The 25,297-nt window shown below is 38.9% G+C and carries 19 protein-coding genes and 1 pseudogene; 5 read left to right on the top strand and 15 right to left on the bottom strand.

What is annotated here, in order from left to right; genetic code table 11:
- Nucleotides 1–69 precede the first annotated feature (69 nt).
- The 3 genes and pseudogenes from NO991_RS16420 to NO991_RS16430 all read right to left on the bottom strand — a co-directional run.
- On the bottom strand, nt 70–579 hold the full coding sequence (locus NO991_RS16420) for an SPOR domain-containing protein (protein ID WP_054554356.1): 510 nt from the start codon (nt 577–579) through the stop codon (nt 70–72).
- Between the two features lie 428 nt (nt 580–1,007).
- Nucleotides 1,008–1,889 (bottom strand): UTP--glucose-1-phosphate uridylyltransferase GalU, encoded by an 882-nt coding sequence (gene galU / locus NO991_RS16425; protein ID WP_054554355.1) that lies wholly within the window; start codon nt 1,887–1,889, stop codon nt 1,008–1,010.
- Between the two features lie 26 nt (nt 1,890–1,915).
- A pseudogene (locus NO991_RS16430) lies at nt 1,916–2,329 on the bottom strand (thymidylate synthase); the annotation flags it as partial.
- A 177-nt stretch (nt 2,330–2,506) separates the two neighbouring features.
- Between NO991_RS16430 and NO991_RS16435 the strand changes: the two are divergent.
- The 5 genes from NO991_RS16435 to NO991_RS16455 all read left to right on the top strand — a co-directional run bounded on the left by NO991_RS16435 (nt 2,507) and on the right by NO991_RS16455 (nt 9,644).
- Nucleotides 2,507–3,967 carry a tyrosine-type recombinase/integrase gene (locus NO991_RS16435; RefSeq protein WP_371352202.1) on the top strand — a complete coding sequence of 487 codons (1,461 nt, stop codon included), beginning with the start codon at nt 2,507–2,509 and terminating at the stop codon, nt 3,965–3,967.
- Nucleotides 3,968–3,974: 7 nt separating this feature from the next.
- Nucleotides 3,975–7,379 (top strand): VPA1269 family protein, encoded by a 3,405-nt coding sequence (locus NO991_RS16440; RefSeq protein ID WP_371352203.1) that lies wholly within the window; start codon nt 3,975–3,977, stop codon nt 7,377–7,379.
- A gap of 2 nt (nt 7,380–7,381) precedes the next feature.
- Nucleotides 7,382–8,059 carry a hypothetical protein gene (locus tag NO991_RS16445; RefSeq protein WP_371352204.1) on the top strand — a complete coding sequence of 226 codons (678 nt, stop codon included), beginning with the start codon at nt 7,382–7,384 and terminating at the stop codon, nt 8,057–8,059.
- 373 nt (nt 8,060–8,432) lie between these two features.
- On the top strand, nt 8,433–8,801 hold the full coding sequence (locus NO991_RS16450) for a transcriptional regulator (protein ID WP_371352205.1): 369 nt from the start codon (nt 8,433–8,435) through the stop codon (nt 8,799–8,801).
- A gap of 324 nt (nt 8,802–9,125) precedes the next feature.
- On the top strand, nt 9,126–9,644 hold the full coding sequence (locus NO991_RS16455) for an HD domain-containing protein (protein WP_371352206.1): 519 nt from the start codon (nt 9,126–9,128) through the stop codon (nt 9,642–9,644).
- A gap of 183 nt (nt 9,645–9,827) precedes the next feature.
- On the opposite strand, the gene NO991_RS16460 is transcribed toward NO991_RS16455, so the two are convergent.
- The 12 genes from NO991_RS16460 to ptsP all read right to left on the bottom strand — a co-directional run bounded on the left by NO991_RS16460 (nt 9,828) and on the right by ptsP (nt 25,277).
- Nucleotides 9,828–10,850, bottom strand: coding sequence for a hypothetical protein (locus NO991_RS16460; RefSeq protein ID WP_371352207.1), 1,023 nt, complete (start codon nt 10,848–10,850; stop codon nt 9,828–9,830).
- Between the two features lie 7 nt (nt 10,851–10,857).
- Nucleotides 10,858–11,697: a hypothetical protein gene (locus tag NO991_RS16465; protein ID WP_371352208.1), complete on the bottom strand. Its 840-nt coding sequence runs from the start codon at nt 11,695–11,697 to the stop codon at nt 10,858–10,860.
- 10 nt (nt 11,698–11,707) lie between these two features.
- On the bottom strand, nt 11,708–13,201 hold the full coding sequence (locus NO991_RS16470; RefSeq protein WP_371352209.1) for an AAA family ATPase: 1,494 nt from the start codon (nt 13,199–13,201) through the stop codon (nt 11,708–11,710).
- Between the two features lie 12 nt (nt 13,202–13,213).
- Nucleotides 13,214–14,983, bottom strand: coding sequence for a restriction endonuclease subunit S (locus NO991_RS16475; protein ID WP_371352210.1), 1,770 nt, complete (start codon nt 14,981–14,983; stop codon nt 13,214–13,216).
- The gene (locus tag NO991_RS16480; RefSeq protein ID WP_371352211.1) at nt 14,983–16,443 is read right to left on the bottom strand and encodes an N-6 DNA methylase; all 1,461 of its coding nucleotides are present in this window, start codon (nt 16,441–16,443) and stop codon (nt 14,983–14,985) included. The genes NO991_RS16475 and NO991_RS16480 overlap by 1 nt, the downstream gene beginning before the upstream one ends.
- A 24-nt stretch (nt 16,444–16,467) precedes the next feature.
- Complete coding sequence (gene hsdR / locus NO991_RS16485) at nt 16,468–18,894, bottom strand: EcoAI/FtnUII family type I restriction enzme subunit R (protein ID WP_371352212.1); 2,427 nt, start codon at nt 18,892–18,894, stop codon at nt 16,468–16,470.
- Between the two features lie 119 nt (nt 18,895–19,013).
- On the bottom strand, nt 19,014–19,526 hold the full coding sequence (locus NO991_RS16490; protein WP_289097929.1) for a toxin-antitoxin system HicB family antitoxin: 513 nt from the start codon (nt 19,524–19,526) through the stop codon (nt 19,014–19,016).
- Between the two features lie 124 nt (nt 19,527–19,650).
- The gene (gene thyA / locus NO991_RS16495; protein ID WP_371352213.1) at nt 19,651–20,445 is read right to left on the bottom strand and encodes a thymidylate synthase; all 795 of its coding nucleotides are present in this window, start codon (nt 20,443–20,445) and stop codon (nt 19,651–19,653) included.
- Nucleotides 20,446–20,448: 3 nt separating this feature from the next.
- Complete coding sequence (locus NO991_RS16500) at nt 20,449–21,021, bottom strand: thymidylate synthase (protein WP_289097925.1); 573 nt, start codon at nt 21,019–21,021, stop codon at nt 20,449–20,451.
- A 13-nt stretch (nt 21,022–21,034) separates the two neighbouring features.
- Nucleotides 21,035–21,838: a prolipoprotein diacylglyceryl transferase gene (gene lgt / locus NO991_RS16505; RefSeq protein WP_138618689.1), complete on the bottom strand. Its 804-nt coding sequence runs from the start codon at nt 21,836–21,838 to the stop codon at nt 21,035–21,037.
- 14 nt (nt 21,839–21,852) lie between these two features.
- Entirely contained in the window at nt 21,853–22,662 is an 810-nt protein-coding gene (locus NO991_RS16510) for a sulfite exporter TauE/SafE family protein (RefSeq protein WP_300357117.1), read from the bottom strand.
- 338 nt (nt 22,663–23,000) lie between these two features.
- A complete protein-coding gene (gene ptsP / locus NO991_RS16515; RefSeq protein ID WP_138600284.1) occupies nt 23,001–25,277 on the bottom strand; it encodes a phosphoenolpyruvate--protein phosphotransferase in 2,277 nt (758 codons plus the stop codon).
- Nucleotides 25,278–25,297 lie beyond the last annotated feature (20 nt).

The raw sequence follows: 25,297 nt of genomic DNA on the forward strand, positions 1-25,297 counted from the left end.
ACGTCAATTCTAAAAAACAGACTTAAATATTAGCAATAAAAATGCCACCTTTAGAGTGAATATTTGACGCTAAAAATAAATTCGATTATCTGTGTATTTACTAACCCAACAATCAATACCTTGTCGCTTAATAGCCGCGCAGTCAGCTTTCGCATTTTTTAAATACTTATAGCCTCCAAACTTTAAGCGGTAGAAAGTTCTATCATGCACGTCTGCAACTTCAACATTCAAAATTGGTTTACCTTGAAAAATACTAGGCGCTTGTTTTGCCATTTTATGAAAGGTGACTTCTATTGCGGTCTCAGAGCTAACTGATGCTAACTGTAACGCAAAAGTATAATTAGGTTTTGTAGGTGCTAATATAGCAGCAGTGGCTAGGGTATTTTTTTGTGTAGCCGTTGATTGAAGCTCAGAACTAGTTTTTACATTAATTTGAAAAATAGGATCGATTAAGCGAAGTGCAAAACTTTGCATAGAATTAACGGTAGAGCTTAGCAGCAGCTCATTACTGCAACCAGAAACAGTTAATAACACCATTAGGTATATACTGCAGCGAAAAGGCTTGAAGTAATCTTTCATAATCAGGATTCTTAAACGTACCGTTAAAAAATTGCTTCTTACTTTGAAGAAGACTATCTGTTAGTACTTACCTGTACATCAAAAGCTAAAAGATAATTTAAGATATTGAAAATAAACACTAACATTATGTTTTTATTATAATTTCAGTTTAGTGCTTTAATTCGCTGCAAATCATGTTGTTAGTAAAAAGTAGCTTTATAACATAAACAATTTGCAGCAAAATTATTAATGCTTTTCATTACTCAGTTAACTAACTGAATTAGAGCAATTAATCACCATACTCATCTTAACAACCCTATAAGACAAAGGTATATCAGAAAAGTCCCTAATTTGTTAATAATCAACAATTGTCAGCTGCTTGTAAATAACAAAAAAGTGCCATATAGGCACTTTTTTAACATAATTTATTACTAAGTAAATAGAATTGGTTATTTAACCAACGACTTTATGAAGTCGCTCAATTCATCTTTGAATTCCTCACGTCGTAAAGCAAATTCAACGATGGCTTTTAAATAACCAATTTTGCTACCACAGTCATGGCTTTTACCTTTCATAGAGTATGCATCAACCGTTTCTTTTTCCATTAGCATGGCTATGGCATCTGTTAATTGAATTTCATCACCTGCCCCAGCTGGAGTTTTTGCAAGTAATGGCCAAATATTTTTGCTCAGTACATAGCGACCCACAACAGCAAGATTTGATGGAGCTTGATCAATAGGAGGCTTTTCAACCATATTCAAAATTGCGGCGCTTTCACCTTGATTGATTGTTACATCACCTAAGTCTACTACACCGAACTTGTCTACTTCGTTTTGCGGCACAGGCTCAACCATAATTTGGCTCTCACCGGTGGTTTCAAAACGCTGGATCATTTCAGCTAAGTTATCTTTTTTAAGATCGCTCGCAACATCATCGATGATAACATCCGGTAAGATAACAACAAACGGTTCATTACCTATAATAGGCGCCGCACAATTTATCGCATGACCAAGGCCTTTCGCTTCACCTTGACGAACGTGGATAATAGTCACATCTTTCGGGCAGATTGACTGTACTTCAGCAAGTAACTGACGTTTCACACGCTTTTCAAGTGTGGCTTCTAACTCAAAACTGGTATCAAAGTGGTTTTCAATTGAGTTTTTACTTGAATGCGTTACTAAAACAATTTCTTTAATTCCTGCTGATATTGCTTCATTTACAACGTACTGAATCAACGGGCGATCAACAATAGGAAGCATTTCTTTAGGGATTGCTTTTGTTGCAGGTAACATACGCGTGCCAAGACCAGCAACTGGGATCACTGCTTTCATTGATTTCTCCTTAAATTTTATTGTTCTTAAACTGAAAACGGATACTTAATTGCATCGTGACACTGATAACCTACTACTTCAAAATCATCTTTTGTAACCCAGCTTTCAATGTCTTCTAATGATTTAATATTTGGGTTTATTTTTAATTCTGGCGACGCGAAAGGCTCTCGCTTAAGTTGTACATCACGCATCAACTCAAGTTGGTTTTCATAAATATGCGCATTCGCTATTTTATGATACGCCTTACCCGGTTTATGTCCGGTTATTTGTGCAACTAAAGCAAGTAACACAAAACATTGAATTTGATTAAAGTTCAGACCCAGCGGCACATCACAGCTACGTTGGTATGATGTTAAGTATAAAGTATCGCCCAACAAAGAAAAGGTGTGCGTGTGCATACAAGGGCGTAAACAACCTAGCTCAAATTCACCTGGATTATATTATCACCCCCTAAGCCCGACTACTAGTTATATCTATACAATAGCAAAATACATGAAAATCTTACTTATAATCTATCAAAAGTACAAACAAAACTTAATTAATACCCCTTACTAGTTGTACTAGTTTAAAAAGTAACCTAATGTATAAGTAGGTTAGTTACAGGTAGTTCATCAATTATGAACACAATACATACTCTTATTCACTTGGGGATTTCCGTACCAGACTACGAAACCATGCCTGCGCTAATAATGTTTCCTGAGAACATCGAACCACATGCTTCATTCATTGTTGCTAGATATGCTCGTTACCTTCAAAAAGAAGGGCATGCCTCCTATACAACAATTAGTAAAGATGTACATTACATTGGTTTGTTTTTTGACTACTATTACCTAGTTACAAAACCTAACTCCAAAAACACCAACGACTGGGAAATGCTAATTGAAGACTTTTTAAGTGCTTTTGATAAAGGTTCTGTTTTAGGTTGGACTGCAGCAAAAACAGCAGACTATACATACTGTAAAAACACTATAAAGCAGTTTTGCCAATTTGTGTTTGGCTTGAAAAACGAAAGAAAACTTCTCCCTGCGGAAGAAAAAGACCTTGAGCACTCAATAAGTCGCTCCTATGAATACAGCTCCCACCTGAAAACTAGTCTCCTGTTCCATATCAAAAGAAAAACCAACAGTACAAGAGCAGCGCATACTATAAAGAAAAGAGGCAGAAGAAGATCCAAGTCTGGCACTACAGTTGTTAAATATTTCCCTCCAGAATACGTACCACTGCTAATTGAAGAAACAAACAATGTACGCGACAAGATAATTTTACTAATGGCTGCTTACGGCGGCAGAAGGCAATGTGAAATTCTTCAAATTCTCGTCAATGATGTTGAACCTGTAAACGGTCGGTTGAATGTGACTCTTGCCCACCCTGAAACTTCTAGTATGTCTTGGCTTAGTAACTCAGGAAAGAAGCGTAGTGGTACTCGTGGTGAATTTCTTAAAACAGTGTATGGAATTAAGCCAAGAATCAATCTGGGCGCTCTTTCATCAAGCGCAGGTTGGAAGGGGATAAAATATGATAATGAACAAACTGAATCATCTTCGATGTGGTTTATAAGAGAAGAGGTTGAGAGATACCTGCTCATCTTACATATACAATATATGAGCGAAATAAGAGGCGAGTATTCACATCATCCGTACTACTTTGTTAATCAGAATGGCGACCCAATGACTAAAAAGTCAATGAGCAAAGCCATAGAAAGAGCGTGTAAAAGGTTAGAGAAAAAGTATGGCATTAACTTGAACGGGCTTAGAGGACATAGCTTGAGACATCATTATGGTTTTTACTGTGCAGACGTTTTAGAGATGGATCTGTTAATGATCCGCAAATATATGGGGCATAAACAACTCTCGTCTACGGCTATTTACACCCATATATCTCCAGAAAAAGCTCGCCAAGTCTTACAAGATGCTCAAGACCGAGCAATACTCGAAAAAAGAATCGATGCAGATGTTGATGAAAGAGTGAAGACTCAGAAGAGGTTCGAAAATAACCCTGCAATTACGAAGCTGCCTAATTCATGGAAGGTTTCATGGCTAACTGGCGAAGAAATCAACACGATGTTAATACAAAGGTAGAAGCTGCGTGGATTATGTAACAAATAAGTTTGAAGAGTACACTTCCCCATTAACTGGTGAAGTAGTTAAGTTTAATCCCTCTAGCACCGCCTTTTGTATACTCAAAACCCCTACAAAAGAAGAGTTTAAAGAGCTCCTTAAAGAATATGTTAGCGCAAAAATAAAGCTTACTTGGAGAGAGCTATTAGAACCTCTCAACAAAAATATCAGCAAAATTAATGGTGATAGAATAAGGCTATTCGCTGCCACTAAATCTTCAAGTAGTGACACAAAGTATATGCCAACATACATTCTTGCAGACAGTTACACTAAAGCTATTGGCGAAAAAACTTCCTATAAATGCCACCTAAAAGTAGAAAGCTTCAGTATTGTAGAGCAAAAAAAACTTGCTGAAAAAATCAAGCCAACCAATATTGAAGAAGCTAAAAATCTATTTAAGGAAAATGCATTTCATTACAACGATGCTCTCGGTATTAGATTTATAAATGAGGTAGTAAAACCTCAAGATAACTTCGCTAAAGCTGTAAACGCTATGGCTTTGCTCTTAAATGAAGTGGTCGCAGATAGCGGTATCAAGTCACAAAGATTCAAAAGGCAACATACCAACAAGACACCTAGAAACACTCTTGAATTACTGAGTTTTCTACATGCAAAGGGTTACGTACTTTTCCCGTATGTAAGAAAACTTTCTAGTGTTCCTTTTGAGTTCTGGATGCTTCACAAGAACAATGTAAAGCATTGTGAATACCCTGAACTAGTTAATACCGATGCATATGAGTTTGTCAGTCGTATCCATGAAGCTTCAGAAGCGACTACAACAAATAAGAAGCTTGGTAGTAACGCCAAAACCATGGTGAAAGCTTCTACCTTAACCAGAATAGAACAGGTTAGTGATGAGCTTCTGGATAGACAAGTTGAATTGTATGAGGAAAGTTATCAAACAACATCATCACCAGAAGCTCAAACCAGAAAGAACGGCTCAACTTTCAATGCTTACACCAATATGTGTAGAGATCTTTTCAACTCAAAACATGATAATCCAGACATTAAGTTGAAGCATAGAAAGTACATGAGGAGAACTAAAAAGACGACCCATGAGCTTGCTGACTTTAGTTTATACTCAGACAGGCAACCTAAACTTAAACTTTGGACTGAGCTTCTTTCTAGCTATTGCTTATCTATAAGTGATACTCAATTTCAAGGGCGAACCGCTGCCTCAAGGTATTTTCTTGACTGGTTATCTGAGCTCAACCATATCCCACAATCCCCGTTAGAGATTGTCAGAGCGATACACATAAATGACTACGCCGAGGGACAAACTCTGAGGAACCATCTAAAACATCGATACTCTCTAAATGCTTGTAATCGACATTTGGCGATATATCGTCAATTTTTTGATTTCTGCCACGATACACTTTACAAGAATCCTTACAACCGAGAATCATTAAGTACGTTTGTTAACCCTGTTGATACTAAATGGGATCGATTTGCAGAAGCTTCCAGCTCAGGCACTAAGAGAACACCAATTGAAGCAAGGATAATGCATGAGATTCGAAATTTAATCATTAAAGATGATTACGCTTTTCCCAAAAAAGCGTTTTCGTTTGCTTATGTCAATTTAACAAATCATAAAACAGGTGAATATGAATACAATGTATTCTGCCCATCCGTTGCGAATCTTCTATACTTTATGCTCTGGATTCCAATACGTAAGATTCAAGCTCAACTTCTTGACTCTGGAGAAGGGGATGACTTTATCTTTGACTTCGAGAAAAATGAGTTAGTCAAGAATAAAAACAAGATCGGAAACGAAAGAAGACAGGAAGGTTTATTGCAAACACTTCCATCAGGTGTTCTAGGGATTAATGACGTACTCGGCCTGCACATTACAACCAATAAAACTTCAGATGATGGTTATGATATCCCTTGGGTTTGTGATGAACTACTTGCATCATTGAAAAACCAATATCAATGGCTCCGAAAATACTCTCCTTACCCTGAGCGAAGAGGAAAAAGTTCGCTTGGAAACCTCATGACCGAAGAAAGCATAGCGACAGAGAAGACTTTTTATTGCTTGTTCCGTGATCCATCACAACAGAGAGCTGACGATCAATCAAAACCAGTTGCAGCCCACATCATAACAAAAGCGTGGGCCTTACTCTGTCGCGAAGCTGAAGAACGAATAAACAAAAAACTCCCAGATACACACAGAAAGATATCTTTAACAAAAGAAGGGACACCTATCAAATCTCGCTACGATATTCATACATTGCGAGTAAGCGGAATTACAGACTTACTAGATAAAGGAGTGCCTTTAGGTATTGTTCAACAGTTTGTTGCTGGACATAAAACTTATGTTATGACACTTCATTACGACAATCCTTCTCATGCAAAAATTCGGGAGTATTTAGAGGCAGCACGTAATAAAAATAGTGAAGTTTCAGACTTTGAATTTATAGAAACAGAAATCGACAAAGTTAGTGAACATTTTGTTACTAACCAAGCCTATGCCAGCAATAGATATACAGCTTTTGATGCATTGAAGAAGAACGCTGGTATCTTATCGATAAAGCTTTCGGGAATTTGTCCTGGTACAAGTTGCGAAGAAGGAGGCTTTGACCCTCACAAAAAAAGTGGAATTCCTGTTCCAGTCGGAGACAGAGGACCATCCTGCCCTCAATGTCGATTCTGGATAACTGGACCAATGTTTCTTTTAGGTCAGGTTGTAGAAGGAAATCAGTTAATAAGAAAAATCAAAAAAAAAGTAGCTGCCATTGATAAGATTAGAGAGTCTATAGTTGATGCAGATGACGAATGTAATACGCAGTTATATTACAAGTTGTCTGGCCGCGAGGATCGCGAAGTGCGAATCCTATCCAACATGCTAACCGAATGGTCTGAGCGTATGAAGTTTTACGAAGCTTCTGTAACAAAGCTTGACGCATGGATGGAGTATAAAAACAAAGATCACGCAGAAAATTCAAACCAACTTATCCCTATGTTTAGCAAGTCTACAGAAGAAGAAATTCGGTATAGTTTTGCTGAATCAAGCAACTTAGAATTGACTCACTTCTTATCAACAGTTTCAGAGTTTCTTCCTGAATTCATGGACTCCGATGATACTTCTGTGCCTGATTTGGAACATGCTATTGCTAAATTTATGGCTATGAACAATCTAGGCGACATTATGTTTAAGTTGAGTAATAAACAAAGGCTACAGGCTACTAATATGATGACAGACGTTCTTATAAGCAATGTTGGAGCCGAGTGCGCCGAAAATCTTCTTAATGGCGATGTATCCTTGTCAGAATTTCCCGCATTAAGCAATAAAATAAGTGAATTAGTAAGTAAAAGCGAAGAGAAGGTTTTCAAACTTGACGCAAATACTTTCGTATCAATTGGGAATGAATAAAAATGAATACCTCTGTATCTTCAGCTATTTTGTACGATCAACTATGTAATTCAACTAATAGCAAAAGAAGAGAAAATGCACAGAACATTAAACTGACCTGCGACCATATGGAGAAAGATGGGGTCGAAATCACCTTGAGTGGCGTAGCCAAAAGATGCCTTGAATCATTTGGTAGCCCTGCCGTCTCAACAGTAACAAACACTGGCTCAAAGTTAGGTAAATATGTTCGTTTACGAAAACAAGAACAGAAAATAGATAAGGGAACTACCCTCGAAAGAACTGGAGTCTCTGCAAAAGTGTCAGATCCTGTTCTGGCACAAGAAGTAAAAATACTTGAAGAGACGATCAAAGGACTGAGGAATGAAAATAACGCGTTACGCCTAGCCTTTAAGAAACTTAATACTGATATTGATAATGAGATTAGTAGCATCTTGCTAAGCGAACAAAAAAGCAACAGCATTAACGAAAAGCTGTTACATATACCTAAATGTACATCACATCTGAAAAGCGCTATTACATCACTACTTAGACACTTATCAGACAGAGGGTACGGTATATATCGAGGGCGCTTTGGAATAAACAAGAAAACGGTACTAACTAACGCTGAATTGGATGCTATAAAAGAAGTAATCGATATTAGCGAAGCCGAGTTTCAAGCAACATATGGCAACGACAAATAATGGTTCTAAGCTTGTACATCTAAGCATCCGAAATGCCAAAGCCAGCTCTATTGAATTGAAGTTGCGATAGCAATCTCGGTTTACGGTATTCTTCACTTCTCACTTCTTTCAAAAGAGCTCAGGTATATTCTGTGTTTTCTTAACAGTGGTTTGGTTAAACATTATCAGTTAGTGCAAAATCCAATTACCACGTTTCCGACAGAACGTTACCACTTGACAGCTTAATATACATTAACGTCACAGTGATATCACTCAGTATAATTTGGGTGTCTATGTACAATGATGAGGTTGATTTTACTTCCATCTACATTCCAAGGTTGGCGTAAAATGAGTATTCAGCTAGAGTCATATCAATGATCTTACGAAAACTGATATGACTAACAAAATGAACGTCAACTTTATTAAAAGAGCAGCCAAAATACCTTTATCTGAACTTGAACTAAAAAAACGTCCTGATGGCGGTTTTCGTAAACATCCGTCAGACTTTTTTAAACGTAATTGTTTAGTTAGAGTTGGTGATCTAACGAATCAAGAAGTTGCCGCTCGGTTAGGTATTACATCAACACACCTGTCAAATTTCCTAAATGAAAAGGTAAGTGTTGACCCATTTTTTGCAGTGCAACTAGCGAAAGCGACAGGAATTAATATGGGAACATGGCTAGAGCTTCAACGGCAATATGACGTATACATCTATGAAAATATGGAATGTAACGTACAGCCATTGTATCCGTTTTCACGCTAAGATCTTAACTCTAGACTTACGAATAGTAGGCCTTTTGCTATGTACTTTTTCTAATCTAGCTCTAGCTAATGAGGAAGAAGGATTAAGTACCTTTTAGGGCTTCGTCCTGCCAGTTACTTGTAGATTACAATCTACATTGCGAGCTCAAGCCGAGACCCCAACTCTTCAAACCTATTTGTTGGCTTTTTATCAGGTAATGCAGGATATTTACACAAGCATTTTTGTCCTGCTGTGCATGCTCTAATATGTCATAGTCATTATTTAAGTGACAAAATATATCAACACGGTCTACTCTTAATTTTTGTCTAAAACTTTGAGGTTGCCATGACGAATCATTTCTCGCTTATGACTAAATCACTTCGGTTGGCTGCCCAATACCACGCCCAACAAAAGCGTAAATCAGATGACTCCCCCTATATTAACCATCTAATCGAAGTTGTCGATTTGCTTGTTAATATCGCTCATGTTCAACATGAAAATGAGTTATGTGCCGCAGCTCTCCATGATAGCCTAGAAGATACAGAAATTACCAAGGACCAAATTGCGAATGAATTTGGCATTTGTGTTCTTGATATGGTGCAAGCGCTAACTGATGATAAAACACTGCCATTAACAGCACGTAGGGCTAGTGTGCTCGAACAGCTGCCCACTAAAGCCACCTCAGTCCAGCGTATTAAGCTTGCTGATATCTGCTCAAACGCTTCTGCCATTCCTTGTGGTTGGTCAAATGAGCGACTAACAGAGTACTTTGTTTGGCTTGATCAAGTTGCTGCACTTTGCAAGAACGCAAGCCCCTCATTGTATAATGAATACCTAAAAAGAAGAGCCATAGCCATCAAATAACACGCTTATTTTCGCTGTATGTTCCAACATACTTGATTCTAAAGCTAAACAAAAACGTATGAGTATTAACTTAGATACGGAATATACAAGTATTCAAAGTTGCACAAAGGCTGTCAAAATAACTTCATAGCTTCTAAAGTTCTAACTCTTTTTTAAAGATAGATGAACTGACTAGATTAAAATCTAATCAGCATGAAGCTTATATGTTATTGATGGGAACTGAGCTGTGACTTTATCTGCAAAGCGTTTAGCACTGCCGCTTCCCCAGTTTCGAGCTACATAGTATTCATCACCTTCATAGATAAGCTCAGGGTCTTTTAATACTCGATATTTTTTATACTGAACTTCGGTATCAGACATTTCGTCTTTCATTTTTAGTAACTGCTTACGACAGGAGTTATCTTCACGTAAAAATTCAAAACACTCTTGATCAACCAACTTTCGTTCATCTAACAACCTAACTGTAGAGTAACCAATATCTGCTTTCTGAATTCGATTGTAGACTTCTTCACCATTAAAATAGATTGAGTAACGACTCCTATCTCTGCCACCAGACCGCGAAGCTCTTTCCTTTTGGCGCTTCTCACGGATCTTAACTTGATAATTTTCAATTTCAGGAATAGGTATTACAGACTGCACATCTAGCAAGATCTTGCCGTCACTTTCATATGGATGCATTCGAACACAACGAATAGATAAGCCGTAATCATTTAGCCACATTACCGTAGTTGTTAATTCACGTGAGAACTCAGCAGAAGCTAATACAATTTTTACTTCTTGAGCAAATTCATCTTCTTCTTTTTCGTCCCAACCTAAGAACTCAAGGAGCGACGCTTCAGCATCTAACTCAAAGTCATTGGCTTTGATATAGTCGGCATAAATATCAACCAAGCGGTCAAACGTAAGCGTTGAAACCATTGCTGCATATCGAACAGCTTGTAGTTCCATATGACCACCATCTTCAGTACGCTTTAATTCGATAACAACGATATTGGCTTGCTTATCAATACCTAGTAAATCAATGCGTCTGCGGCTTTCATCCCATTCACCAAACTCTTCAGCAACCACTAATGTATCTGGCGATATGATCTCGATCTGATGCTTGAGCAGACGCTGCAAATCTTCACGCTCTTTTAAGCCTGATTCAGAAAAAGTCGTGCGTGATATTGTTTTTATTTCATTGTATGTTATTTGATAAATAGCCATATTAAACTCACAAATTTTGTATCACTTCGTCTACCCAATCACGGTCTCGAAAACCTCTAATATAAGATTCAGCTGCCTTGCTGTAAGGTTTTTCAGGTTGCATCATTGCTTCGAGGTCTTCTTTAACATCCTCTAGAGCATCCGATTGATTAGCCTCATGTCGATCCCCCCTTGCGATGAGCTTAACTACCTCGGCATAAAGCTCTTCACGCTCTTCATTAAATGTTGGGAAGTCTAAATTAAGTAGTAAATTGCTTTCTTGTACTCTTTTTTTGGCTATTGGGCAATTTGCAGCGTGCGGTGCTACTACAGGCTTTCCCTCAGGCGAAAATGCCAGTAATTTAGTGTCTTCCTCTACACATGGGTCAAGCAAGACCGGTAGCTCATCTTTTACTCCATTTATGCTCGTCGCATGTAAACTATTTCCGTTTAATGAACTAACTAACAAGGGGAATTCATCACCTTTACCACCTGTTTTTCCTGTGGCAGGATTTACGTTTAACCTATTTGAAAATTGACAACTTAATCGGTAATTAGCTGGGTTGAATGCTAAAAACCAATACCAGTGTAGTAAATTGTTATTGCTATCGGTAATTTTGCCTTTTGGTCTAAAGTGTTCAACTTCATTGGGAAATCCAGCATTTTTTGATTCGGTATACCAACACTTTCGACTGGAAAAGGCTTCCATATCGCTCTTTAACGGTCGCCACTTAGTGTTTCCACTGGATACTCTCTGCCTGATTGTCGCTTCGCTCTGTCCTTTCAAATTTCTGTATGTTCTAGCTAAATTTTTCTTTTTGTTAGCTGGCACTGTAGCTAAAAAGGCATTTAAATCTATATATCTCATTGAACTTCGATCATCCTTGATACTTTTGTCGTAAAAATTCTTTATAATCCTCTTCTCTTCGTTCAGAAATCGTCAATGATAGTTCGCTAAGTACTGCATTTAGTTCTTTTAGCCTCTGCCTATCCGCATCAGTCAATTCTTCTTTGAATCCGATTTTTAATCGTTCATCCATTAATTCTTGCGTATACAAATCTAAACTTGAAGGCAGACCGAAAAACTCACTTGTTAGAAGGTTAGCAACACCTTGACCACGAGGATTGCGGTGTGGGTGGTCATAATGCAATACACCATTTTCATTTTTTGCTATCAATACCTGATCTCGTGTTAACCCTGAAATAAGTACAGGATCATGTGTTGCTATAAATACGGTGGAATCTTGTAATTGGTAGCTATGTAACGACTCTTGAAGGAGTTTGGTATATTCCCATGACCAAGCTGGATTAAGGTGAGTATCAGGTTCATCTAGCAAAACCAAACACTCTTGATGATGTGCCATAGTTAAACCACCAATGACACACAGAAGCTGCTTTTCTCCTTCACTAAGTGCATCAAATGGAAATGACTTGTTTTTTGCTTTACTAACAATATTGTAATCAATATCAACCAGCATTCCGTTGGCTTCTAATGCCTGTAACATGCTATATAGATTAGTGCCATTACGATGCAACTCTTCATAGGCCATCTTGTTAAATTTTTCGATATGTTTTTCATCATGCAGCAAAAAATCATATCTTCGACTTTCAACAACAAATGCTTCGTCCACCTCTTTACGTTTTTCGTTACTGTCATCTGAATAATTTTCCAAAGCAGATAGAAAATGCCTGATAGCCCCTTTTGTATCCCATAGAATAAAATCGGAAGAATTTTCATCATAAATTCTAGGAGGTCTGACTGTTATTTTTAGACGCTCCACACTTCTAACGTCAATCTTGTCAAGCAGAGCCTCATGTTTGTGACCAACAAGACTTACAAGGATCTTTTTTGCTTGGTCTATATCTGAAAAAACAAAGTTACGTTGCAGATCACTTGAAACATTATTTAAATCTGTTTGTTCACGTTCCAAGTCAATTGAGTACTTTCTCAGCTTGTGTGAAAAAGTTCGCTCATATTTTTTTAATAACGTCTTAAGCCGATCACATGTTCCAGAATAATATCCAAAAACAAGGGCTGGAAATGGTGGCCTGCTGTCAGTGTCACGAACACGGTTTTTGAATTTAGTTCGAGACCATTTGATATTATCGACAATGACAGTGTTATACTCTGCCTCTTTAAGCTTGCAAGCTTTGATATTTTTGCCGTGGGCAGAGTATTCAATTATGTAATCGAAATCAGGGCCATTGTCATAATACAAGCCCATAAAAATATGCAGTAATGCTTCTATTAGATTTGACTTACCAGTACCGTTATTTCCGATAATAGCGATGGGAATAGAGCAATCTTCAAAATTAATCGCCGTATCCAGCAAGTTTTTATAACCATTAATCCATAGGCTTTTCAGCTTCATATAACTTCCTTGTTAACTTAACGCATTCATCACTACAGCTTCGGCTAGTTCAACATTTACTTCTTCAGTAATTTTGATAGCAGTTTTCAACTCTTCACATATGCTGATAAGTTGATTAACTTTAGAAACTATTAAAGCCTGTTCATTAACAGGGGCTACTATAATCGGAGCTAACCTAGCTTTATCAGTTCCCATTCTTGGAAGATTCATCCCATGGGTCGAATTATTTGCATATTCAATAAAATACGGTGTTTTCATCACTATTCTTAAATATTCAGAATTAATACCGTAATAAGATCTAATAGGAATCATCTCGGTAGTACAAACTCCGTTTTCATCAGCTACTAATACTTTGTCTAGGTAGGGCCTTAATTTCCCGTAAATCACATCGCCTGAATTGAATCTATTTTTAGAACTCTTAAACTGTCTTTCAGAAACTCTTACTTTTTTGATCAATTTTGAAGTAACTTTCTCAACATCTTCTAGTTCAAGAACCCAGCAAGATTCATCTACATCAGTTAATTCTGCTTTATCGCAACTACCATAGTTAGTAACATCTCCTAAACGAGTTACAGACCAGCTTTGAGGTATTTGAAACTCTATTTCTTCATTAGAAATATCCGGTAATTTTTTAGCTTTTTTAATAACCTTATCTTTGATTAATTGTTCTTTTTCTTGAGCTATTCTCTTTAACAGTTCTGACGCTGGTTCGTCGTTAGGGTCTTGTGGTACAAGCTTGCCCATTATTGCTAGTTGCAGGATGGTTTGCTTTAGTTGCTCAATACTATGTTCTGTGGTGAATAGAAGGTCGAAGTGTTCAGTGATACGCATCCAGTTTTGTTCAAACTCTTGTGAATTATCACTGTTTGTTAGCGCTGATAGTAGCTCTTCAACTAATAACTGGTGGGCATCGATACTGGCTTCAGTTTGTTGCTCAAGTTGGTCACATAGAGCCATTAGTTCTTTTACTTTACTAACTACTAGCTTTTGTATTTTGCGAGGAGCAAGTGGAAACTTGCAGTTTTTATACTCAGTTTTATTAATTTTAGGCTGACCAGTTCCGGTATTAACTTTATTGATATGCCTCCAATATTGAGGTGATTGAGAAAAATATAAAAAGTATTCTTTATCTACCAATTCAGGCAATACGATCATAAACATGTTTGGAGCAAGTGTAGCTGGCATATCAATTTTAGGAACTAACAGTGTCGTACCTACACCTGCACCGACATTAGCTACAACAAGCTCTCCACCGTGAACTGATGATTTTGACAGAAAGTTATAACCATGCTCATCTGTATATTTGTAGCTGCTGTCGTCTGTTAATTTATGCCTTAAATCAGTTAAACGAACTAACAGAGCATAATTAGGGCTATCAAAATAAGTGACGTTCTTTTTTATTGTTGCGAAACTACCATTAGCTTGAAAGTCAGTTATGTAATTGACAACCTGATCTAAATAGCAAACTTTCCAATTATTAGGGACTAATAAGTTCGAAGGTTCATCTGCTAGTTTCTTGAATGCCTGAACTCTCACTCCTTTTTCCGAATGAAATTCGATTTTTTGTTTGTTGATTTCATTCAGTGTTTGTTCGAAATCTTCACGCTCATCGGAGTTAACTAACTTTCCAGAGAATGCCAATTCCAGAATTAACTCTCTTAATTTTTTAATGCCAATTAAATTTCGTTTTTTGTTCGCCCCACGGCCTGAACTATTAGCATTTAGCTGTGCGCTTGACCATACATCAATATTATCCGTGATTAATTTATTAATATCTGTCATTAGGCTTTACCTGCTAACGCATCAAATAGTATTGATTTTAACTGGTCTCGAAGCTTTTGAATGTCTTGCTTCTGCTTGTCGTAATTTGCAAGTAACACTTCAGGATCGTGTGAAATAGCTTCTTCTTGATGCGGGTTTTTAATATCAAGGTTAAAGTTACGTTCTTTAATTTCGCTAAAAGGTATTTTCCAAGCTAAGTGCTGGTACTGTTCGGCTTCACGATTATTCCACCAGTCTTTACAGGTTTTGAACTCTTCAGCCTTCATAGGTTTAGTTTTATTGTACGCCTTAACACCTTCAGGAAGTTGTTGCTCAAAGTACCAAACGTCTTCAGTTTGTTTTCCTTTTTCAAAGAATAAGATGTTGGTTTTGATGCTGGTGTAAGGTGCGAATACTGAGTTCGGTAGGCGCACAATAGTATGGAGATTGCAGTCAGTTAATAGCTTTTCTTTGATTTTGGTTTTTACACCTTCACCAAACAATGTACCGTCTGGCAATACGATAGCAGCCCTGCCATTTTCTCTAAGCAAATGAATAATTAGCTGTAAAAATAAGTCTGCCGTTTCACGTGTACGATATGCCGCAGGAAAGTTTAGCTCGATACCATCTTCTTCCATGCCACCAAACGGTGGGTTAGCGACAATAACATCAACTCTGTCTTTGTTTGTGTAATCACGTAAAGGGCGGGCAAGTGTGTTGTCATGCACAATCTGGCTTGGTACTTCAATGCCATGTAGGAGCATGTTTGTAGTACATAACAAATGCGGCAATTGCTTTTTCTCTACACCGTAGATTTGTTGTTGTACTTTCTTATTTACTGATTCATCTTCAATCTTGTTATTAGCTTTTAAGTGATCGATTGAACATGCTAAGAAGCCACCCGTACCACATGCAGGATCCATGATTTTTTCACCTAACTGTGGGTTAATCATTTCAACCATGAATTTAGTAACGGCACGAGGCGTGTAGAACTCACCAGAGTTACCCGAAGACTGTAAGTCTTTTAAGATTTGTTCATATAAGTCGCCAAACATGTGGCGTTCTTTAGACGAGTGAAAGTCTATTTCATCGACTTTATTAACTACTTGGCGAAGTAATGTGCCGTTTTTCATATAGTTAAAGGCGTCGCTAAATGCTTCTTTAGCAACGAAACCACGAGGGTTGCTAGTTGGGCTAGCATGTAAACCTTTTAACTGCGGAAAAAGCTTGTTGTTGATGAACTCAAGTAATGTATCGCCAGTGATCCCTTCGTTATCACTCGCCCAGTTTCGCCATAACAATTCTTCAGGAATGGGTGACTCGTAGTCGTCTTCCATTAACTCAAGCTCTTCTTCTTGAGCATCAAATATTTTTAGGAATAATAGCCACGCCATCTGACCGATACGCTGGGCATCACCGTCAACACCTGCGTCTTTACGCATGATATCTTGAATAGATTTTACAATACTTGTAATTGACATTTAGTTCTCTTACTTCATCTTAGGTTAGTTGTTCGAAGCATCATCATATAAGAGCTGCTCTAGCTCTAGTACAGCTTGTTGATACTTAGGTTTACCACCAAACTCTCTAATTAATTCAATTGGGCGACCTAGTTGATCGAAGGGTGCATGTTTTAACACCGCCACTTCTTCAATCGTGCCGATATCTTTATCCGCGTACTTATCTAACAAGGCATCAAGTACTTTTCTAGCTTGTTCACCGTACTTGGTGAATACATCACGCTTGCGCACATTTTCAGCTCGTTCCTTACGAGTCAGAGGCGGCTGCCCGTAAACAACATGACATATTAAATCAAATGCGCCATATTCGCTGCCCACTTCTTGCTCTAACGCTTCCCAGATTACACCTTGCTCTTGCAGTTCTTGGATAACAGCTTGCTTTTGCTCAGCACTGTTCCATTTGCGAATAAAGTCGTTCAAGGTAGCGTATTCTTGTTTGACTTTTTTTACTGTGTAATCTTTAACAGATTCCGTGATTAGCTTGCCATCAGCACCAATGTATTGAACACGTTCGGCAAGTACACTAACAGTCACGCCTTTAACGACATACTTGATACGAGGCTCACTAACGCCTTCTGAGCCGCCATCAGTACCGCCAGTAAACGAATCATCTCCTCCTGTATATGATTCGTCATCACCCTCACCAGATAAAGGGTCATCTAAACCACCTGTAGGGTCATCAGTTGTTTCTGTGCCGTTCGGTTCATCTTCTGGTGGAACAGTTGAATCACCACCGTTTGGTTTGAAGATAACTTCAGCTTCACCGTCAAAGTCAGGATCAGCGAATCTATCCGTGGCTTTTTTGAAATCTAAAATAGTGAACCAAAGCTTGCCATATTCTTCATCAATTCGAGTACCTCGCCCTATAACCTGTTTGAACTTGGTCATAGATTGAATGCGTTGGTCTAACACCACGAGTTTACAAGTCTTCGCATCAACACCCGTACTCATTAGCTCTGATGTTGTGGCAATTACAGGGTAAGGTGACTCTGGGTCAATAAAGTTATCTAGTTCAGCTTTTCCTTCTGCATCGTCACCAGTGATTTTCATCACATATTTGCGGTTTTTAGCAACTTGCTCTGGATTTTCATTTACAAGTGCCTGTCGCATCCTATTGGCGTGATCAATATCTTGGCAGAACACAATAGTTTTAGCCATTGGATCAGTGGCTTTAAGGTGGTCACTGACAATCTTAGCTACCAGTTGAGTGCGCTCTTCAATGACTAAGGTACGGTCAAAGTCTTGCTGGTTATAGATTCGATCTTCAATGAGTTCACCATTCTTATCGTACAGATTCTTAGTCGGTCGCCAACCTTGTAAATCTTTATCCAAGTCGACTCTAACGACTTTGTAAGGTGCAAGGAATCCATCATCAATACCTTGCTTTAGAGAGTAGGTATAAACAGGCTCGCCAAAATAAGTCGAGTTAGATACTTCTTCCGTTTCTTTTGGTGTAGCCGTTAGTCCTACATGAGAAGCACTGCCAAAATAATCAAGGATTTCTCTCCATGCAGAATCTTCGGAAGCACTCCCTCTATGGCACTCGTCAATAACAATTAGATCGAAGAAGTCTGGTGAAAATTGTTTGTAAGCTTTTTGATGTTCCTCGGGACCAGTAATAGCTTGATAAAGTGATAAGAATATCTCGTAGGAAGTATCAACTTTTCTGCCTGTGATCTTAGTCATGGCACTACCAAACGGCTTAAAGTCGTTGGTTTTAGTTTGATCAACTAAGATATTACGATCAGCAAGGAAGAGGATTCGCTTCTTAATTCCTGCTTTCCATAATCGCCAGATAATTTGGAATGCGGTGTAGGTTTTACCCGTACCTGTTGCCATAACCAATAAGGCGCGGTCTTGCCCTTTAGCAATTGCTTCTACGGTTTTATTAATCGCATGCATTTGGTAGTAACGTGGTGATTTACCGCTACCATCTTCGTAATAATCTTGTGTGACCGCAGCTAATTCATGTGGCTTATAGCCTTTCCACTCTTGGTACTTAACCCATAATTCTTCATGAGTAGGAAACTCGTCAAGCGACAGCTCTTGCTCTTTTTGAGGGTAAAGACCTGTTTTGTCGTGAAAAACGAACCCATCACCATTTGAGCTAAAAACAAATGGTACTTCTAAGATATCTGAATAGCTTAAGCCTTGCTGCATTCCTGCGGCGATTGGTAAGGTGTTTTTCTTTGCTTCAATTATGGCAAGTGGTTGACTAGGCTTGTGATATAGAACAAAGTCAGCTCGCTTCCCTTTAGTACGAGCGCCCATTTGGCCACGAACAACGATACGACCAGCGGTTAGAGAAACCTCTTCACGGATTTGTGTATGAATATCCCAGCCAGCTTTTTTTACAGCGGGTAATATGAATTTAGTACAAATATCTCGTTCCGTAAGTTTCTTCTTATCCATGATGAGTACGTTAATCTAACTTTTATTATTTGATAAGAAAACTATACCACACCCGTGAATAATAAGGTAAAAAACAGGACAGAATGACTAACTCTAGAGAGCTAGTAAAATACCGCAAATTAATAATTTGTTCTTTGAAACTCTTCAATAGATTTCCCTGCAATAAGCTTATTCCATAATGCTACGTGAAGAATTTTGGTTTTGATATTCACGAAAATCTTATCGTTTTCTGGACGACGAACCATTATACATGTGATCAAACGCTTTAATGCATCATAGCCCTTTTCAGATAACTTTATTGGTAGGCTATCGTTCTGTTGTCTAAATAAATATGTACTTTCAAAAAGTATGGTAACTCCTTCATCTACAGCTGCAATATGCTCCTCTCTAGTCATAACGTCGTTATTATCATTTAGAAGTGGCGGTAACTTTAGACGTGAAGTTTCTATTTCATATTGCAGCTCAGCTAAAGCTTCGGAGACCCACTTGTTCATACTTAACTTACTTTTTTTAGCATGCTTTTTCGATAGTTTTTTAATCTTTTTAGGTACTCGAACAGTTAAACGTTCGCTTAGTTTTTTAGGAGTTGGTCGCTGATTTGCAAGCATGTGTTTTCTGCTTCGACGTGCCATCTTGGTACCTCAAGAGTAGAATGTAACGTCTAGTAGTTATAGCGGTGAATTTTAAGATTAGCGAGTATATAAAAGCTCATAAAGCCTCACGAAAACATTCTGTAAGGCTTCATGACTTATAGATTTATACGGCCACAGGCGCTTTAATGTGAGGATGAGCTTGATAGCCTTCAATTTCAAAGTCTTCAAATTTATAATCAAATAAACTTTTTGGTTTAGTCTTAATATTCAATTTAGGTAATGGAAAAGGCTCCCTTGATAATTGAAGTTTGGTTTGCTCAAGGTGATTAAGGTAAAGGTGCGTATCACCACCTGTCCAAACAAAGTCCCCTACTTCTAAGTCACATTGTTGCGCGATCATATGTGTTAAAAGGGCATAAGATGCGATATTAAACGGGAGTCCCAAAAATACATCACAACTTCTTTGATATAACTGACAAGATAGCTTTCCGTCAGCAACATAAAACTGGAACATAGAATGACATGGTGGAAGTGCCATCTGGTCAACGTAAGAAGGGTTGTAAGCCACTACCAAATGTCTTCTGCTATTTGGATTATTCTTAATCGAGTCAACGACATTTGATATTTGATCTGTATGACTTCCATCAGGGTTTGGCCAAGAGCGCCATTGAAAGCCATAAACAGGTCCAAGATCACCATTCTCATTTGCCCATTCATCCCAAATACTAACTCCATTTTCTTTAAGATAGGTAATATTGGTGTCACCATTCAAGAACCAAAGAAGCTCGTGAATTATAGAGCGCAAATGACATTTTTTAGTCGTTACTAGCGGAAAACCATCTGAAAGCTTAAACCTCATTTGATGACCGAAAACAGAAAGAGTACCTGTTCCGGTTCTATCTCCTTTTTCAGCCCCTTCTTCAAGTATTCGCTTCATTAAGTCGTGATATTGTTTCATTGTTTATACTCCTACGCTTACTTGTAGTGATGACTGGTAGTATCTACTAGTTTTTAAAATTACCTTAGTCTTTGATATTAAATGACTAAATTTTAAAAGCTTTCTTTGTAGTAGGGATTTAGGGGGGATTTTCTTCCAAAAAGTGACGATTTCACCGCGATCATCAATTCCTTTCGATAAGTTATCGATAACTTTTTTAAGCTGATCAAGGTGGCTACCATCAGGGCGTTGCCAACTGCGCCCTTGAACACCATACACACGGCCCATATCATCCTCACCACGACGATGCGGATTTTCAAGCCACGCTTTGTTCTCGTTCGCGTTGGCATTCCAAGTCATACAGCCGATATCACGAAACTGTGCAGCGCTGTCGTAACCACGTAAATAACCCAGTAACTCCGCTATCGCCGCTTTGTAAAAGCTCTTTCGCGTGGTGATGAGCGGAAACTTGTTATTTGCCACATCATATTCAAGATCGGCATTAATTACGGTTAAACATTTGGTTCCTGTGCGTTTGTTCTCAACCCACACACCTTCGTCAACAATACGCTGACATAAATCTAAATACTGTTTCATTGAATTGCTCTTGTTATGCTTTGCTTGCCACGCTTTGCTGCGGCTTTTTATAAGCCCATATTAACAAACCAAGGCCACCAATTACCATCGGCAATGACAGTATTTGACCCATAGAGATAACGCCTGCAAATAAACCTAAATGAGCATCTGGTTCACGGAAGTATTCAACAATAAATCTAAACGCACCATAGCCAAGTAAGAACACCCCAGCAACACTTCCCGCTGGACGAGGCTTTTTGATAAACCACTGTAAGATTAAGAACAGTACTAGGCCTTCTAAAAAGGCTTCGTATAATTGGGATGGGTGACGAGGCTCTGGGCCACCTGTAGGAAAAACAAATGCCCAAGGTACATCTGTCACTCGGCCCCATAGTTCGCCATTAATAAAGTTACCAATACGTCCGGCTAATAAACCAAGCGGTACGAGTGGCACCACAAAGTCACCTACCTCAAACAATGATTTTTTACGGGTCCAAGCAAAGATTGCAATGGCTGTAATGACACCCAGGGTGCCACCATGGAACGACATACCACCTTGGTCAATTCTGAATAAATACAGTGGGTTTTCGATAAAGTAGCTGAACTGATAAAACAATACATAACCAATACGGCCACCGAGTATAACCCCGAGCATGCCGTAAAATAATAAGTCACTGACTTGTTCTTTTGTCCAACCTGAGTTTGGTTTTGCTGCTTGGCGATTAGCAAGCCACATCGCCAAAGCAAAACCAATTAAATACATTAAACCGTACCAACGTACGCTGAGCGGGCCTACCGAAAAAATAACCGGATCGATATCTGGAAATTGAAGAGCCATAAAAATTAAAACCTTTAACTAAACACCATTTTAAGCGCAATTATGACAAGTAATAGCGCGAATACTTTTTTTATTGTTGCCACAGGCAAGTAATGCGTGGCTTTGGCACCTATAGGCGCAATGAGCGACGAGGTAACCACAATCCCGACTAACGCAGGTAAATACACAAATCCGGCAAATCCATCACTGAAAGATGTTAATTGCCAGCCGGCAGATACGTAACCCGCCGAGCCAAACAGCGCAATGACAATACCACAAGCAGCAGCACAACCAATGGCCTTTTTAATATCAACGGAAAAATAATGCAGTAGCGGCACAATAAGCGCCCCACCACCAATACCTATTAGTCCTGAAAGTGCCCCCATTATGGCACATAAAAAGCCAAGAATAGGCCCTGATGGAAGCGGCTTTTCACTGGCGGCTTTTTTACGTGTCGATAACACCATTCTAAGTGCGATAAACACCACGCTACCGGCAAAAACAAAGCGCAGCAGTTGCTCAGGAATAAAGCTTGCTGCAAAGCCACTGATCAATGCGCCTAGGCCAACGCCAGTCATAACCCAAGGAGCAATTTCCCATGGCACGTTAGCATTACGATGATGAGCAAAGGCTGAAGACGTCGAGGTAAAAATAATGGATGCTAACGAGGTTGCTATCGCGATAACTAATACATGGCTTGGGTCGGCAACATTGAACGACACTAATAGCGCACTAAGTACCGGCACGATAATCAGACCGCCACCAATACCTAATAATCCTGCTAAAAATCCAACCACGCTGCCCAAAATTGCGCAGTACACCATTAAAAGTATTACGTCATGCATAGCACACTCATATATTCAATTTGTTATATACATATACTAAACTAATATATATACCCAAACCACCTCAAGATGCGAGTTTCAGTTGGAATTAAAAGCGATTTAGGCAAGGCATTGATTGCAAGTAATAGTGGTTCTATTGTTAAAATCAATAACGCAGTATAAATCGCTTTTAAACCAACCCCTTGGGCGCTTCACAGGCACTTACTCTCATCGTTGTTACTTCTTAAAAGGGACTGCCATTGTTGCAAAGTAACGCCTTGATATTGAGCACCTGTGAAACGCTGAATTCTACATCTTGAGGTGGCTTGGGTATAGGAGCTTCACAGCACAATTTTCCCTCATGCTTGACCTTGGCTTGGGGTGTAAAATAGCTCACCGAGTTGATGTTCAATCATAAAGTTACGCGTTAACCTAAGTACATGTTTTGCAGTGGGTTGTAATAAGCATTCTGCAAGTAACTTTTCCATATCACTGACATTTAATCGCCTAAGCACAAACTTAATTTTACTAATCGAAGCAAAGTTCATACTCAAGCTTCGATAACCCATTGCAATAAGCAGTAATGCGCCTTCTGGATCGCCGCCTAACTCACCACACAAGCTAAATGGCAGCTCATGTTGCTGACACTCCTGTGCTATTTTTAACAACACTCTAAGAACACTTGGGTGATAAGGATTAAATAGCTCAGCAACGCGGGCATTAGAGCGGTCAACTGCCAGCATATACTGGGTTAAATCGTTGCTACCTACAGAGCAAAAATCGACTTTTTGCGACCACTCTTCAAGCATAAATACACTCGAAGGTACTTCTAACATCACCCCGATTTCAGGGCGCTCAATGGCTTGTTCGGGGTATTGCTCACTTAACTCAAAATAGGCTTGTTCGAGCAGCTTTAAAGATTCATCGACTTCTTCTGAGCCACTGATCATCGGCAGCATAATTTTTAAATTCCCCAAACCAATGTTGGCTTTTAACATCGCCTTGAGTTGATCTAAAAATAGCTCGGGGTGATCTAAGGTCACACGAATACCACGCCAACCTAAAAATGGGTTTTCTTCGGTTATATTGAAGTAATCTAAAACTTTATCACCACCAATATCGAGTGTACGCATCACCACAGGATTAGGGTGGTAACTCGTTAGCACTTCGCGATACCAGTTTTCTTGTTCTGACTGTGAAGGAAATTGGCCTTTTTGCATAAACCAGGCTTCGGTGCGATAAAGACCTACCCCATCGCAAAATGGCTTATTGTCATGCTCGGTATTTAATTCAAGACCCGCGTTTAGTAACAAGCTAATGTGTTCGCCATCTTTAGTGACGGCATCTAGGTTTTGCTCTGCAACAAAACGGTCGTTCAATAAGGCTTCTTGATATTTAAGCTGGCTGTATTCCTCTTGCAGCATTTGTGAAGGAGAAATATATAAACGCCCTGCATAGGCGTCTAATATCATTTGCTTGCTTTCAAACTGCAATAACGGCACATCTTCAATGCCCCAAATTGCTGGGATCCCCATAGCACGAGTTAAAATTGAAGCATGGCTATTTGCTGCACCATTAACACTTACAACCCCAGCAAGGTGTCCTTTAGGTACTTCAGCAAGCATCGCAGGAGTTAATGTACCAGCAATTAAAATAGTGTCTTTAGGGTAAGGTTTTGCCGCATGCTCAGTATTAACTAAATGATGCAAGACCCGTAAACCAATATCTTTAACATCAACAGCACGCTCTTTAATATAAGGGTCTTGCATGGCATTGAATTGAGTCACCAATTTCTCAATAACAATTTTCAGAGCACTTTTGGCGTTCCATCCTTGTTTTAATTGCGCTTCAACATTTTGACCAAGGCTTTTGGCATCGAGTAACTGCTGATAAACATCAAATACAGCAAGTGCCTCTTGTGGAATGGAGTCACTCAGTGTCATAGATAAGGTATTAAACTCGTTACGCGTTGCAGCAACCGCTTGTGTAAATAGCTTGCGCTGGGTGCTCACATCGTCGTCTTTTTGCAGTTCTATAGAGCTAAAGTCAAGTTTAGGGATCACTACAAAGGCTTCGCCTATGGCAATACCCGGCGCACTTGATACCCCTTTTAATACTGAGGTTTGGTGTGAAAACTCATCGACGCGTAATATTTCTTTTATTTCTGCATGCGCTAACTGAGAAGCTAGCTGGGCCGAGAGCGTAATTAAGAATGACTCTTCGTCAGGGCTAAAAACACGGGCTAGTTTTTGTTGAACAACAATAACGCCTAAAACCTTTTTCTGATGCACGACTGGCACTGATAAAAACGCGTTGTAGCCTTCTTCATTAACTTCAGGTGAGAGTTTAAAACGAGGGTGAGATTTAGCAAAAGCTATATTAATGGGCTCTTCACGCTGAGCAACAAGGCCAACGAGACCTTCGGTAAAACCTATACGGAACTTACCCACGGCATCTGGGTTGAGGCCTTGGGTGGCCATCAATACAAAGTTATCTTGGCTATAGTCGGCAAAATAAATCGAGCAGCACTGTGTTTGCATGGCATCTTTTACCATTTGCACAAAACACCCCAGCGCACTGTTTAAGTCCGCCTGTTGCGACACTGCCTCAGCAATTGATCTGAGCGTGGCTAACATGATGCTGCTCCTTTGATTTA

Origin of the sequence: Pseudoalteromonas sp. DY56-GL22 (assembly GCF_041414715.1) — a bacterium.
In the GTDB taxonomy this organism is placed as follows: Bacteria; Pseudomonadota; Gammaproteobacteria; order Enterobacterales; family Alteromonadaceae; genus Pseudoalteromonas; species Pseudoalteromonas simplex.

Excerpts from the sequence above, each read along its gene's own strand:
- ptsP (WP_138600284.1), bottom strand. The coding sequence starts at position 25,277 with ATGTTAGCCACGCTCAGATCAATTGCTGAGGCAGTGTCGCAACAGGCG.
- NO991_RS16420 (WP_054554356.1), bottom strand. The coding sequence starts at position 579 with ATGAAAGATTACTTCAAGCCTTTTCGCTGCAGTATATACCTAATGGTG.
- NO991_RS16510 (WP_300357117.1), bottom strand. The coding sequence starts at position 22,662 with ATGCATGACGTAATACTTTTAATGGTGTACTGCGCAATTTTGGGCAGC.
- NO991_RS16465 (WP_371352208.1), bottom strand. The coding sequence starts at position 11,697 with ATGAGATATATAGATTTAAATGCCTTTTTAGCTACAGTGCCAGCTAAC.
- thyA (WP_371352213.1), bottom strand. The coding sequence starts at position 20,445 with ATGAAACAATATCACGACTTAATGAAGCGAATACTTGAAGAAGGGGCT.
- NO991_RS16460 (WP_371352207.1), bottom strand. The coding sequence starts at position 10,850 with ATGGCTATTTATCAAATAACATACAATGAAATAAAAACAATATCACGC.
- NO991_RS16455 (WP_371352206.1), top strand. The coding sequence starts at position 9,126 with ATGACGAATCATTTCTCGCTTATGACTAAATCACTTCGGTTGGCTGCC.
- NO991_RS16475 (WP_371352210.1), bottom strand. The coding sequence starts at position 14,983 with ATGACAGATATTAATAAATTAATCACGGATAATATTGATGTATGGTCA.
- NO991_RS16500 (WP_289097925.1), bottom strand. The coding sequence starts at position 21,021 with ATGAAACAGTATTTAGATTTATGTCAGCGTATTGTTGACGAAGGTGTG.
- NO991_RS16450 (WP_371352205.1), top strand. The coding sequence starts at position 8,433 with ATGACTAACAAAATGAACGTCAACTTTATTAAAAGAGCAGCCAAAATA.
- hsdR (WP_371352212.1), bottom strand. The coding sequence starts at position 18,894 with ATGGATAAGAAGAAACTTACGGAACGAGATATTTGTACTAAATTCATA.
- NO991_RS16470 (WP_371352209.1), bottom strand. The coding sequence starts at position 13,201 with ATGAAGCTGAAAAGCCTATGGATTAATGGTTATAAAAACTTGCTGGAT.
- NO991_RS16445 (WP_371352204.1), top strand. The coding sequence starts at position 7,382 with ATGAATACCTCTGTATCTTCAGCTATTTTGTACGATCAACTATGTAAT.
- NO991_RS16435 (WP_371352202.1), top strand. The coding sequence starts at position 2,507 with ATGAACACAATACATACTCTTATTCACTTGGGGATTTCCGTACCAGAC.
- lgt (WP_138618689.1), bottom strand. The coding sequence starts at position 21,838 with ATGGCTCTTCAATTTCCAGATATCGATCCGGTTATTTTTTCGGTAGGC.
- NO991_RS16490 (WP_289097929.1), bottom strand. The coding sequence starts at position 19,526 with ATGGCACGTCGAAGCAGAAAACACATGCTTGCAAATCAGCGACCAACT.
- galU (WP_054554355.1), bottom strand. The coding sequence starts at position 1,889 with ATGAAAGCAGTGATCCCAGTTGCTGGTCTTGGCACGCGTATGTTACCT.
- NO991_RS16480 (WP_371352211.1), bottom strand. The coding sequence starts at position 16,443 with ATGTCAATTACAAGTATTGTAAAATCTATTCAAGATATCATGCGTAAA.